Source organism: Rathayibacter tritici (assembly GCF_001641005.1).
Taxonomy (GTDB): domain Bacteria; phylum Actinomycetota; class Actinomycetes; order Actinomycetales; family Microbacteriaceae; genus Rathayibacter; species Rathayibacter tritici.
Window position 1 is genome coordinate 723,987 of sequence record NZ_CP015515.1, and the last position, 12,153, is coordinate 736,139.

Genomic DNA, 12,153 nt, shown 5'->3' on the forward strand with positions numbered 1-12,153 from the left:
CGGTGGTGGGCGGCACCGCGGCGGCGCGGTTCGCGACGGAGGCGTTCTCACCGGCGGTCCTCGCGGTCATCGTGCCGGTCGTGGTCGGGGCGCGGGTCGCGGATCCCCCTCTGCTCGGGGTCGCGTGGGGCGCGCTGGCGGCGCTCTTCGTGGGGGCGGTGCCCTACCTGTTCATCCGACTGTTGCTGCGCAGCGGGCGGATCCACGGCGACCACCACATCCCGGACCGGCGCGAGCGGGCGCTGCCGATCGGACTGGCGCTGGTCTCGATCGCGGTCGGGCTGGTGCTTCTCGCGCTGCTCGGCGCTCCCGTGGCGGTGACGACGTTCGGCGTGGTGACAGTGGCGGTGGTGCTCGCCGTCGGCCTGGTCAATCTCGTGTGGAAGCTGTCCGGGCACGCGGCGGTCGTCGCGACCTGCGCCGTCGTCGTACTGATCGGCTACGGCCCGCTCTCCCTGCTGATCAGCGTGCCGATCGTGCTCTGGGTGCTCTGGTCGCGAGTGCACCTCGACGCGCACACCCCCGCCCAGGTGCTGGCCGGTGCCGCCGTCGGCACCCTCCTTGCCTGGACCGTCTGGTCCCTCCTCGCCTAACCCCCGCCCTCCCCTCCCTCGGCAGCCCCGCGAGATGCCACTTACGTGCGCGACACGCCGTGCCGGGCGTACTCAAGTGGCATCTCGCGGGGAGGGTCAGCCGGTGTAGCGGGCGACGAGGTCGCGCTTGAGGACCTTGCCGCTCGGGCCCAGGGGGAGCGCGTCGACGAACTCGATGCGGCGCGGGAACTTGAACGCCGCGAGGTGCTCATTCGCGTGGGCAATCAGCTCCTCGGCCGTGGCGGTCGCGGTCGGGGCGAGGATCACCGCGGCCATCACCTCCTGGCCGTGACGCTCGTCCGGGATGCCGAAGACCGCTGCGTTCTGCACAGCCGGGTGCCCGATCAGCACTTCCTCGACCTCCCGCGGGTACACGTTGTAGCCGTTGCGGATGATCATGTCCTTCGTCCGGTCCAGGATGCGGACGTAGTCCTCGTCGTCCTTCGTGCCCAGGTCACCAGTGCGGAACCAGCCGTCGACGACAGCCTCCGCGGTAGCCGCCGGATTGCCGAGGTAGCCCTTCATCAGGTTGTGACCGCGGACCACGATCTCGCCGAGCTCGCCGCGCGGGAGCAGCTCGATGCGGTCGGCGACGTCGGGCCGGGCGACCTCGACCTCGACGCCCCAGATCGGTGTGCCGACGGTGCCCGCCCGGGGCGGAACCCCGACGTGGTTGAAGGTGGCGACCGGGGACGTCTCGGTGAGCCCGTAGCCCTCATAGATCTCGACGCCGAACACCTCGCGGAACCGCTCGATCACGGCGACGGGCAGAGCCGCGCCTCCCGAGACCGCGTAGCGCAGCGGCGGCCGGTCCGTGCGTCGGGTCGCCGCGTCGAGCAGGGCGACATACATCGTGGGTACCCCCTCGAACACTGTGCAGCTGTGGGCGATCATCGCCTCGAGCGCGGCATCACCGTCGAACTTCGGCACCAGTACGACGGTCGCGGCGGTGCGGAAGGCCGTGTTCATCGCGCAGACCTGCCCGAAAGTGTGGAACAGCGGCAGCGCGCCCAGCACCACGTCGCCGCGGTGCAGGTCGAAGGTGTTCATCAGAAGCACGTCCGACTGCGAGACGATCGCGACGTGCGTCCCCTCCGCCCCCTTCGGGCGACCGGTGGTGCCGCTGGTGTAGAGGATTGTCGCCGTGTCGGAGGGGGAGCGGGGCACGTAGCCGTCGATCGCGGTCGCGGCGGCGGCGAGGTCCTCCAGGCGCGGCGGGAGTGAGTCGGCGCCGTCGGGCACCATCACGCTCAGCACGGGCACCCCGGCGAGATCCGCTCCCGCGGCGCCCTCGGCGAGCAGAGGGGCCGCGCAGATCAGCGCGGCGGCTCCGGAGTCGCGAAGGACATAGGCGATTTCGTCGTGCTTGAGCAGAGCGTGCACGGGGACCACCACGGCGCCGAGCGCGAGCACCGCGAAATAGCCGCGCGGAAAATCCGGGACGTTCGGGATCAGCAGCGCCACGCGGTCGCCCGGGCCGATCCCTCGAGCGCGCAGCGCTCCGGCATAGGCGCGGGTCTGCCGCCAGAGAGTCGCGTAGTCGACGGCCTGGCTGCCAGCGCGGACGGCGATCGTGTCGGGGGTGCGCCGTGCCGCCTCCGCGAGGATCGCCGCGACGGAGAGGGTGCCGATGCCGGCGGCCGGCGGTGGGGGAGCGGCGGGGGCCTCGGCCGTGCGGGGTTCGGTGCTGCTCATCGGGGCTCCAGTCGTCGTTGACCGCCACGGCGGATGCCGGGTGCTCCACCGTAGATCTGCCGAGGGGCCGCGTCGAGCCATGCGACCTGATGGTCAGCGCGCGCGAGCGGGGACCACGCATCCGGGCGCCGGGCGGAAGGGGGTGCGGACGGTGCCCGCCGCTGCCTACAGTCGAAGTGTTGCGGCCCGGCTCCGCGGGTCGGACGACGGGAGGCGCGGATGCGCGGTGAGGTGACGCTGTATACGAACGCCGTCGTGACCGCTCCGTTCGCTCTGGCGGTGATCGCGGAGGCGACCGGGTCGCGCGTGGTCGGAGCGCGGACGGCGGACGCGCACGTGCCTCTCTACAGCGGTCCGACGAGTGCGCGGGTCGAGATCGCGGGGTTCGGGGACAGCGTGCCGATCACGGTGGATGTGCGCGATGAGCGCGGGGTCGACGAGGCGCGAGCGGCGGCGCAGGCGCTCGGACTGGAGATCGCGGCCTACGCGGGCTGGGAGGTCGTAGCCGGCTTCTGAGCGTCGCGGCGGACCTGGGCGAGGTAGTAGCGACTCGGCGCTGTGCGGACGGCCGCGGGGAGGCGGCGGTAGACGGCGAAGGTGCGCGCGAGCGCCCGCTCGAACCGCGCCTCCTGTCGCGCGCTCCAGTGGAAACCGAACGGCTCGCGCAGTTCGGCGGGCAGCAGCCCGGCGGTCATCAGGCGGAGGTAGGGGCCGAGCGGGCGCAGGTACCAGGCGGCGATGCCCGGTCCGAGCAGGTCGCGGGCGACGCGGCGGGCGGCCGGCGTGACCTCGAGCCGTCCCAGCTCGCGCCGCCAGTAGGCGTCGAAGGCGGCGCGGGAGTCGGGCCAGAGCTCCTCGGGCATCTGCAGGGCCGCGCCGACAACGACGGAGCGGCGCACGATGTCGTCCGCCTGCTCCTCGGTGAGCGCGCCGAACGCGCCCTCGTACAGCTGCAGCATCGACTGGGTGAGGGTCGCAGCGACCCAGCGCTGCAGCTCCGGATCGAACGCGGTGTAGCCGGGTCCGCGGACGGGGACGTGTGCCCGGTTGACCCGGCGGCGGACGGCGCGCACGTCCTCCGCCGTGCCGTAGTGCAGGACGTAGAGGAACGAGAGGGTGCCGTGCAAGCGCTGTGCCGCACGCCGTACGAAGTCGGAGTGGTCGGCGACTCCCTGGCCGACGGCAGGGTGCGCGATCTGGAGCAGGATCGCCCGCGCGCCCGCCACCAGGAACACGCCCTCGCGGAAGACGTCCGGGGTGCTTGAGACCGACGACATGCGACCACGCTACGCGGCCGCAGCAGGGCGCAGCGGCGGCGGCCGCGCTCGGCGGGCGTGCGGCCGGCACCGAGCAGCGGCACGGGGAGCGTCCGGCGGGTGCGGAGTAGACTCAGGGCGGCCCAGGGACAGTGCCGAGACTCCGGCGTCGTCCGGGCCACCTCGAACTCGAAACGCAAGCGCGCTCGGCGCGGAATGGGAATGCAGCGTGGATCTCTTCGAATACCAGGCCCGTGATCTGTTCGAGAAGTACGGCGTCCCCGTGCTCCCGGGCATCGTCGCCGACACGCCGGAGGAGGTGCGCGCCGCAGCGGAGAAGCTGGGCGGCGTCACCGTCGTCAAGGCGCAGGTGAAGATCGGCGGCCGCGGCAAGGCGGGCGGCGTGAAGGTCGCGAAGACCCCCGAGGACGCGTTCTCTGCGGCGCAGTCGATCCTCGGCCTGGACATCAAGGGCCACGTGGTGAAGCGCGTCATGGTCGCCGGCGGTGCACGGATCGACCGCGAGTTCTACTTCTCGGTGCTGCTGGACCGGGCCAACCGCTCCTACCTCTCGCTCACCTCCTACGAGGGCGGGATGGAGATCGAGCAGCTCGCCGTCGAGCGCCCGGACGCGCTCGCACGCGTCGAGGTCGTCCCCGGCCAGGGCATCGATGCGGCCAAGGCTGAGGAGATCGCTCGCGCGGCGAAGTTCCCGGAGGAGCTGATCGCCAAGGTCGCCCCCGTCCTGGTGAAGCTGTACGACGTGTACACCGGCGAGGACGCCACGCTCGTCGAGGTGAACCCGCTCGTGCTGACCGAGGAGGGCGACATCGTTGCGCTCGATGGCAAGGTCTCGCTCGACGAGAACGCCGGCTTCCGCCACGCCGAGCACGCCGCGCTCGAAGACAAGGACGCCGCCGACCCGCTCGAGGCCAAGGCCAAGGCGAACGATCTCAACTACGTGAAGCTCGACGGTGAGGTCGGCATCATCGGCAACGGCGCAGGCCTCGTCATGTCCACCCTCGACGTCGTCGCCTACGCCGGCGAGGAGCACAACGGCGTGAAGCCTGCCAACTTCCTCGACATCGGCGGTGGAGCCTCCGCTCAGGTGATGGCGAACGGCCTCGACGTGATCCTCGGTGATGAGCAGGTCAAGAGCGTCTTCGTCAACGTCTTCGGTGGCATCACCGCGTGCGACGCGGTCGCCCACGGCATCCTCCAGGCGCTCGAGATCCTCGGCGATTCGGCTACCAAGCCGCTCGTCGTCCGCCTCGACGGCAACAAGGTCGAGGAGGGCCGCGCGATCCTCCAGGCCGCTGCCAACCCCCTCATCACGCTCGCCGCGACGATGGACGAGGGCGCCGACAAGGCCGCCGCACTCGCCGCCGCGTAACGGACCCGACGACTCAAGGAATCAGAGAACAAGCATGTCGATCTTCCTCACCAAGGACTCCACGGTCATCGTCCAGGGCATCACCGGGGGCGAGGGCACCAAGCACACCGCACTGATGCTCAAGGCCGGTACCAATGTCGTCGGCGGCGTCAACGCCCGCAAGGCCGGCACGACCGTCACCCACGGCGATGTCGAACTCCCCGTCTTCGGCACCGTGAAGGAGGCGATGGCGGCTACCGGCGCCGACGTCTCCATCGCGTTCGTCCCGCCCGCCTTCTCGAAGGACGCCGTCATCGAGGCGATCGACGCCGAGATCGGCCTCCTCGTCGTCATCACCGAGGGCATCCCGGTGCAGGACTCCGCGGAGTTCTGGGCGTACGCGCAGGAGAAGGGCGGCAAGACCCGGATCATCGGCCCGAACTGCCCCGGCATCATCACGCCGGGCGAGTCGCTCGTGGGCATCACCCCCGCGACGATCACCGGCAAGGGCCCGATCGGCCTCGTCTCGAAGTCGGGCACCCTGACTTACCAGATGATGTACGAGTTGCGCGATCTCGGCTTCTCGACCGCCATCGGAATCGGCGGCGACCCGGTCATCGGCACGACGCACATCGACGCACTCGCCGCGTTCGAGGCCGACCCGGAGACGAAGGCGATCGTGATGATCGGCGAGATCGGCGGCGATGCTGAGGAGCGCGCCGCGGACTTCATCAGGGGGAACGTCACGAAGCCGGTCGTCGGCTACGTCGCGGGCTTCACCGCCCCCGAGGGCAAGACGATGGGCCACGCCGGCGCGATTGTTTCCGGCTCGGCCGGAACCGCGCAGGCCAAGAAGGAGGCCCTCGAGGCCGCGGGCGTGAAGGTCGGCAAGACGCCGTCCGAGACGGCTGCCCTGCTCCGCGAGGTCTACGCGGCGCTGTAGGACCTTCCGTCTCTCGTGAAATGTCGCGAGAGACGCTCGAACGGACGAGATCGCCTGCCGCGGCAAGGGATCTCGTCCGTCTGCGCGTCCCGCCCGCTCGGTCGGTCCCTGGCGCTTGTCACGTCTCGACACGAGGGGACAGGGCATCCGGGCGGCGCGCCTCTGACCGGGCTCGGAGTGAGGCGCCGCTAGGCTCGACAGGCCCATGAACCGGATCACCGTTGCCCTCCTCGCCGCCTTCGACGCCGCGCTCTCGGCGCTGATCGGCATCGCGATTCCGCTTGTCCCGCTCACCCTCCTCTGGGCCGTGCAGTACGACACTGCGGTCGACTGGGGCGTGTTCTGGCGCATCGCCGCCGACGTCTGGCTACTCGGTCATGGCGCCGACCTGCAGGCGGGCCTGGCTCCCGACTCCGCCCTAGCCCTGGGGCTGCCGGGGGGCACGGAGCGCTTCGCCGTGACCATCGCACCGCTGGCCTTTTCGCTGCTCACCGTGTTCCTCGGCGTGCGCACGGGCAGGCGGGCGCAGGAGTCGCCGTTCCGCGCCATCGGAATCCTCGTTGCGATCGGTACTTACCTCTTCCTCGCGCTCCTCGTCGTGCTCAGCTCCTCGGACTCCGCGGCAACCGTGGACCCCGTGCAAGGGACGGTGCTTCCGCCTCTGGTCTTTGCGCTCGGCGTACTCACCGGAGCGATGCTGCACTCCGCAGGCAGTGGCGAGGGGGACCGGATCAGCGAGTTCGTCACGGAGTCTCTGCACCGCCTCCCCGAGCCCGCACCCGGCCTGATACTCGCGTCGCTGCGCGGCGGTGCTCTGGCCGCCGCGGGTGTGATCGGCGCAGCGGCTGTTCTGGTCGCGGTGCTTGTGGTCGCGAATTACACCGCCATCGTCGCGCTGTACGAGGCACTGGGCGGCGAGGCGCTCGGCGGGTTCACGCTGACGCTGGGGCAAGTGGCATTCGTCCCCAACCTCGTGATCTGGGCCGCGAGCTGGCTGATCGGGCCAGGTTTCGCGCTGGGAACGGGCTCCGCCGTGAGCCCGGCGGGCACGCTGCTCGGACCGATCCCGTCGATCCCGGTGCTCGCGGCGCTGCCGCAGGGCGATGTGGCCCTCGGGTTCCTTGGTCTGCTCGTGCCGGTGCTGGCTGGCTTCGCCGCCGGCTGGCGCATGCGTCGCGCCGTGCTCGAGGCGCTCGACGGCCGATCACTGCTGCGCTGGGGCGCCGCGGCTGCCGCCGGCAGTGGAGTGGTGGGCGGGCTGCTGCTCGGGCTACTGGCCTGGTTCTCGGCGGGGGCCGCAGGGCCGGGGCGGCTCGCGCAGGTCGGGCCGGATCCGCTGGTGGTCGGGGCTGTCGCGGCTCTCGAACTGGCACTTGCGGCCGGGGTCGGGATCGCCGCCGGTCGCACCGCGCGAGCCTGACGCGGTCGAGCGCAACGGCGATCTCTTAGCGACACCGTCATGGTCAGTGGGAACAGGTTTGTGCGCCGACCTCGCAGGAGGCAAAAGCCGCCAAGGCCCGCCGCATCACGTTCGCTGTGTACGTCATACGGTGAGCTGCGCAACGTTTCTTGGACCAGGAGTTGGTCGTGCGGCGAGGTTCTTGGTGTCCTTGCCTGCTCGGCTTCGTTCGACGTTCGATCATTGAGTCCCGCATGAAGTTGTCGCTCATCGAGGCTTATACAGAGGCTTATGCAAAATTCGGGTAGGGCTTCACAAAAGCCCTGGTCAGAGGCTCGTTCGCTGGGTGTGCGAGGGGATTTTGCATAAGCCTCAAGGTTCGAAGGTACTCTCGGTGGAAACATGGTCAGTTCCTCGGCCAGACGCTGCCGGACCTGGGTAGCAGTTGGCGTCCGTCCTGGTCAGAAGCTTCATCAAGGACCCACGTGCAGTCCGCGGGACACCACCCAGTGTCGGAGGTCGGCCCTATAATCGATCGAGAGGATTGGGGAAAACATGGCCGATGATTTTCAACTAGACGCACTGATGGACGAACTTGACGATGTAACGCGCGAGGAGTTTGCCTCGAAGCCAGCCGTGAAAGAGTGGTCGGATGGATTCGACGTATCCGAGCTGCCCGTTAAGGCTCGGAAGTGGATCCAGATCCCAGACGTGGTCGCAGTGGTGTCTGACCTCAAGAACTCGACCCATCTTGGGACAGGCAAACACGCCGCATCCACCGCGAGCACTTATCAAGCAGCAACCGGCGGGACCGTCAGTATCTATAACCGGTTCAAAGCGGATTTCATTGCGATCCAGGGCGACGGGGCTTTCGCGCTATTCTGGGGCCCGCAGCCCCTGGAACGGGCGATGTGCGCTGCCATTACCGTTAAGACCTTCAGCGAGCGTCATCTAGTAACGCGCCTGGAGAAGAAATGGCCCGCCCATGCTGACGAGCATCCGACCGGCTTCAAGGTCGGAGTAGCGAGCGGACGGGTCCTTGTGAAACGCGTAGGCACACCTCGAAACGAGTCAGAACAAGAACCTGTATGGGCCGGCACGCCAGTCAATTTTGCCACCAAAGCCGCCCAACAAGCCGACCGCCACGAGCTGATCGTCGCAGGGTCCGTTTGGGACCGCGTCGAGAACAACGATTACCTTGCGCTGAGCTGTCCTTGCGGCGATGGGCCGAGAGCCTCGCTCTGGAGCGACACGACTATCGAGAAGATTCCTGAAACGAACAATGAGCGCTACGGACGACGTCTGGGCTCGACCTGGTGCACGGTGCATGGCGAAGAATACGTAAATGCGATTATTGCCGGGAAAAAGAGTCGTGACGACGCAAATGAAGCAAAGGTGACGCTCCACAATCAGAAGTTTGCAGACGCAGTTCGGGCGAAAGCGCAGACAGAGCGGATTGATCTGCGGAATCGCCGCTTCGGACTTCGACGCCGCTGATGAGGCACCGACGGGCAAATCAGCAAGCGAAACTCACTTGGACGTCGACAGACGACACCGAACCCAATGAGCCGCAGCCTGAACATGCGTGGAAAACTCTTCAACTCGTGAATGACTGGATCAGGCACGCTGAGGCCAAGACAGCGGCGACACTCGCAGCAACCGGGGTCTCAAGCGGCGTCCTCTATAACCTCGCGATTGGACAGCATGAGCCAGAAATATGGCTGGTGATCATCGAAGCAGGGTGCGGCGTAGCGCTGGCCATTGCCGCGCTAGTGGCGCTCTTGGCATTATTGCCGCGTCTACAACTCATTCGTGGGAAACGGTCTCAACAAGAGACCTCTATTAAGAGCCTGCTCTACTTCGAGAATATCGCGAAGCACTTCGGTAAGAACGACGGCAGCTCATACAGCGCGTCTTTACAAGCGCTAACGGGAGACTCGCAGCTGCTGACTGACGACATTGCTCGCCAAGCACATGCGAATGCGCAGGTGGCTCGCTGGAAGTACGGTCTTGCGAACGCGGCAATCATCGCCCTCGGGATCGCATTGATCTTGCTTGGCACGACTGCCGCTACGGTCGCCGTGTCGTAAGCAGCATCGCGCACTCGCCAATTTGAGTGCCGCCTATTTCATCGGAGCCAGCCACGTCCGACGCAGTTCGCCAAATGATCAAGAGGACAACAAAGCGTGAACCACGAAAATAAGGATACAGACGCATCGACACTTTACCACTACACAAACGCCAACGCACTAGTGGGAATCATCAAGAACAGAGAGGTATGGGCGACGGGCTCAAATTATCTGAATGACCCTACCGAAGTCTCATACGCCGCAAATGCGCTTGTCGATGAGATGGAGCAGGCATTGCAATATTGCGACCACAAAGAACAAGTAGAAAGTGCACTAACGCTACTAAAGACAAGTTTCGTCGATCCAAATCCGACCGCACAGTACCACGAAGATCGCACTTTTGTGTCCAGCTTTTCTCGATCGGATCAAAGCCTCAACCTGTGGCGCCTCTATTCAGGTCGCAATGGCTTTTGTGTCGGATTTGACCAGTCGGAATTACTTTCATGGGTTGGGCAGGAATACCCAAGCTCGACTAGCGAATCATTCGACGTGGATGAGGGGGAAAAGAACGCAGCATTGATAACTAAGAGCGTTATTCATAAGTGTTTACCAGCCGAGTCGGTAAAGTTCGAGGCGGGTGACGGTGCGAATGAGGTTGGGAAGTTCTGTAAGACGTCCGCGATAGCCGGTCTTGAGGATTTTCCAGTTCTTCCAGTGCGCGATGCATCTTTCGACCGCCGAACGGATGGAGGAGATGTATCGGTTGGCTGTACGTGTGTTGTCATCATGTTGTCCGTGGTGAAATTTTTTCCGGGGAGTGACTGCGGTGGTTCCGACGTACGCTGGGTCCGCTATCCACTCGGCATTATCGAGAATCGGTTCCCATCCACACAGGCTGATGGTCGCTCGGTCGTGCCGAGCGCCGGGGGTCGGATCGGACACGCAAAGCAAGTTACCGTTCACGTCCGAGGCAACTTGCACGTTCAGCCCTTGACGGTGTGAAGTCTCGGGACATGGGTGACGGTTCTGTCTCAGGACATCGGTGACGGTTTGGCGGATTTGGTGGTGACGGTTCTTTCGGTCGTGATCGTGGGATGGCTGCTGTCACCCCGATCTCCTCGTCCGTTCGTCTCGCTATCGTTCAGTGGCCACAGGACGCTCCGCGGGGCGCGGTGACAGCGTTCTGCGCGGAGTGCGGGATCAGCCGGAAATCGTTTTACGCGATCCGCGCGCATGCTCGGGACGAGGGCCCGGTCCAGGCGCTCGCCCCGCGCTCGCGTCGACCCCGGACATCGCCCACGAGAACAGGGGAAGCTGTGATCGAGCAAGCGATTCGCGTGCGGGCATCGCTGGAGCAGTCAGGGCTGGACCACGGTCCGATCAGCGTCCACGACCGGATGGTGCAGCTGGGTCTTGCAGCGCCGTCGCGGGCAGCCCTCGCGCGAGCGTTCCAGGCGGCCGGAGTGATCGTGCCCGAGCCGAAGAAGAAGCCCCGATCCGCGTATCGGAGCCTGTCAAGTTGTGTGTGTAAGTGCGTGGTCCTCGGGGGTTTAGAGGTAGCGGTGGATTCGTTCGGGAAACGCGATCGAGAGCTGCTCGAGAGCCTTCTTCCAATTCGTGACGACTTGTCCTTCGACGAGGCGTCCCTCAGCTCGACGTTCGGCGGCGGGGCGTCCTCGGTCGCGGGCTCGGTCGCGGGCGCGTTTGTCTTCGATGTCGCAGATCGCGAGCCAGAGCAGCTTGATCACGGCCGCGTCGTTGGGGAAGTGTCCGCGGTTCTTCGTGACTTTGCGCAGCTGGAAGTTCAGCGACTCGATCGCGTTGGTCGTATAGATCACCCGGCGCACCTCGGGCGGGAACGCGAGGAACGGCGTGAACCGCTCCCACGCGCTCTCGAACACCGCTGCCGCGTGCGGGTTCGCGCGCCCCAGCTCTGACGTCGTGAACGCCTCCAGCGCGGTCCTGGCGGCGTCCGCGGTCGGCGCTTGATAGACCGGCTTCAATGCGGCGGCGACGGCCTTGCGCTGCCCGTAGGCGACGAACCGCACGGCATTGCGGATCAGGTGCACGACGCAGGTCTGGACCATCGAGTCCGGCCAGGTCGCCTCGATCGCTTCCGGGAACCCCGTCAGCCCGTCGCAGCAGACGATGAGCACGTCACGGACGCCGCGGTTCGCGAGTTCCGCGCAGACCGACGCCCAGAACTTCGCGCCCTCGGCCTGCTGGACCCAGATCCCGAGAACATGCTTGATGCCGTCCATGTCAACGCCGACCGCGAGGTGCGCGGCCTTGTTGCGCACGTGCCCGCCGTCGCGGACCTTCACGATCAGAGCGTCGAGGTAGATCACCGGATAGAACGCCTCCAACGGCCGCGACTGCCAGGCGAGGACCTCGTCGGAGATCTCATCGACGATCTTCGAGATCGTCTCGCGCGAGAGCTCCGTGCCCACCGTCGCGGCGAGGTGATGCTCGATATCGCGGACAGTCATCCCACCGGCATACAGCGACACGATCATCTCGTCCAACTGCGACAACCGCCGGCTGCCCGTCGGGACCAGCCGAGGCGTGAACGTTCCCTTGCGATCCCGCGGGATCCGCAGCTCAACGTCGCCGACGTTCGTGGCGACGGTCTTCGGGAACGACCCGTTCCGGGAGTTCTCGTGAAACGCCGCGTCCGGGTCGCCCTTCTCGTATCCGACGTGCTCGGTCAGCTCCGTCTGCAACCCCCGCTCGAGCCCGGACTTGATCAGCTGCTGGATCAGCCCTCCAGCGCCCTCCAACTCGATCTCGCCCGCGTCGATCTTCGCGAACAGGTCATCCATCACG

Annotated in this window: 11 protein-coding genes and 1 pseudogene; 8 read left to right on the top strand and 4 right to left on the bottom strand. The window is 66.6% G+C overall.

Features of this window, described 5'->3' with window-relative positions; all coding sequences use genetic code 11:
* Positions 1-2 precede the first annotated feature (2 nt).
* Entirely contained in the window at positions 3-593 is a 591-nt protein-coding gene (locus A6122_RS03435) for a phosphatase PAP2 family protein (RefSeq protein WP_068251657.1), read from the top strand.
* Positions 594-689: 96 nt separating this feature from the next.
* Here the strand turns inward: A6122_RS03435 and A6122_RS03440 are convergent, their stop codons facing one another.
* The gene (locus A6122_RS03440) at positions 690-2,288 is read right to left on the bottom strand and encodes a long-chain-fatty-acid--CoA ligase (RefSeq protein WP_068251661.1); all 1,599 of its coding nucleotides are present in this window, start codon (positions 2,286-2,288) and stop codon (positions 690-692) included.
* 219 nt (positions 2,289-2,507) lie between these two features.
* Between A6122_RS03440 and A6122_RS03445 the strand changes: the two genes are divergently transcribed.
* Positions 2,508-2,804 (top strand): Rossmann-fold NAD(P)-binding domain-containing protein, encoded by a 297-nt coding sequence (locus A6122_RS03445; protein WP_068251663.1) that lies wholly within the window; start codon positions 2,508-2,510, stop codon positions 2,802-2,804.
* On the opposite strand, the gene A6122_RS03450 is transcribed toward A6122_RS03445, so the two are convergent.
* Positions 2,771-3,565: an oxygenase MpaB family protein gene (locus tag A6122_RS03450; protein ID WP_068251666.1), complete on the bottom strand. Its 795-nt coding sequence runs from the start codon at positions 3,563-3,565 to the stop codon at positions 2,771-2,773. The two genes, A6122_RS03445 and A6122_RS03450, sit on opposite strands and share 34 nt — an antisense overlap.
* 208 nt (positions 3,566-3,773) lie before the next feature.
* Here A6122_RS03450 and sucC point away from each other — a divergent pair, with 208 nt between their 5' ends.
* The 5 genes from sucC to A6122_RS03470 all read left to right on the top strand — a co-directional run bounded on the left by sucC (position 3,774) and on the right by A6122_RS03470 (position 9,348).
* Positions 3,774-4,937 carry an ADP-forming succinate--CoA ligase subunit beta gene (sucC, locus tag A6122_RS03455; RefSeq protein WP_068251670.1) on the top strand — a complete coding sequence of 388 codons (1,164 nt, stop codon included), beginning with the start codon at positions 3,774-3,776 and terminating at the stop codon, positions 4,935-4,937.
* 34 nt (positions 4,938-4,971) lie between these two features.
* The gene (gene sucD / locus A6122_RS03460) at positions 4,972-5,859 is read left to right on the top strand and encodes a succinate--CoA ligase subunit alpha (protein ID WP_068251673.1); all 888 of its coding nucleotides are present in this window, start codon (positions 4,972-4,974) and stop codon (positions 5,857-5,859) included.
* Between the two features lie 205 nt (positions 5,860-6,064).
* A complete protein-coding gene (locus tag A6122_RS03465) occupies positions 6,065-7,279 on the top strand; it encodes a cell division protein PerM (protein WP_068251675.1) in 1,215 nt (404 codons plus the stop codon).
* Between the two features lie 534 nt (positions 7,280-7,813).
* On the top strand, positions 7,814-8,755 hold the full coding sequence (locus A6122_RS16360) for a hypothetical protein (RefSeq protein ID WP_146085065.1): 942 nt from the start codon (positions 7,814-7,816) through the stop codon (positions 8,753-8,755).
* Positions 8,755-9,348 (top strand): Pycsar system effector family protein, encoded by a 594-nt coding sequence (locus A6122_RS03470; protein ID WP_472511575.1) that lies wholly within the window; start codon positions 8,755-8,757, stop codon positions 9,346-9,348. Before A6122_RS16360 ends, A6122_RS03470 begins: the two co-directional genes overlap by 1 nt.
* Before the next feature lie 585 nt (positions 9,349-9,933).
* On the opposite strand, the gene A6122_RS15510 is transcribed toward A6122_RS03470, so the two are convergent.
* A complete protein-coding gene (locus A6122_RS15510; RefSeq protein ID WP_084415786.1) occupies positions 9,934-10,386 on the bottom strand; it encodes a transposase family protein in 453 nt (150 codons plus the stop codon).
* 35 nt (positions 10,387-10,421) lie between these two features.
* Between A6122_RS15510 and A6122_RS17665 the strand changes: the two are divergent.
* A pseudogene (locus A6122_RS17665) lies at positions 10,422-10,604 on the top strand (IS481 family transposase); the annotation flags it as partial.
* A gap of 273 nt (positions 10,605-10,877) precedes the next feature.
* On the opposite strand, the gene A6122_RS03475 reads toward A6122_RS17665, so the two are convergent.
* On the bottom strand, positions 10,878-12,149 hold the full coding sequence (locus A6122_RS03475) for an IS256 family transposase (protein WP_418320007.1): 1,272 nt from the start codon (positions 12,147-12,149) through the stop codon (positions 10,878-10,880).
* Between the last annotated feature and the right edge of the window lie 4 nt (positions 12,150-12,153).

What these genes read in the sequence shown, in the direction of transcription:
- A6122_RS03440 (WP_068251661.1), bottom strand. Translation starts at nt 2,288, where the DNA reads ATGAGCAGCACCGAACCCCGCACGGCCGAGGCCCCCGCCGCTCCCCCA.
- A6122_RS03445 (WP_068251663.1), top strand. Translation starts at nt 2,508, where the DNA reads ATGCGCGGTGAGGTGACGCTGTATACGAACGCCGTCGTGACCGCTCCG.
- A6122_RS03450 (WP_068251666.1), bottom strand. Translation starts at nt 3,565, where the DNA reads ATGTCGTCGGTCTCAAGCACCCCGGACGTCTTCCGCGAGGGCGTGTTC.
- sucD (WP_068251673.1), top strand. Translation starts at nt 4,972, where the DNA reads ATGTCGATCTTCCTCACCAAGGACTCCACGGTCATCGTCCAGGGCATC.
- A6122_RS03465 (WP_068251675.1), top strand. Translation starts at nt 6,065, where the DNA reads ATGAACCGGATCACCGTTGCCCTCCTCGCCGCCTTCGACGCCGCGCTC.
- A6122_RS16360 (WP_146085065.1), top strand. Translation starts at nt 7,814, where the DNA reads ATGGCCGATGATTTTCAACTAGACGCACTGATGGACGAACTTGACGAT.
- A6122_RS03470 (WP_472511575.1), top strand. Translation starts at nt 8,755, where the DNA reads ATGAGGCACCGACGGGCAAATCAGCAAGCGAAACTCACTTGGACGTCG.
- A6122_RS03475 (WP_418320007.1), bottom strand. Translation starts at nt 12,149, where the DNA reads ATGGATGACCTGTTCGCGAAGATCGACGCGGGCGAGATCGAGTTGGAG.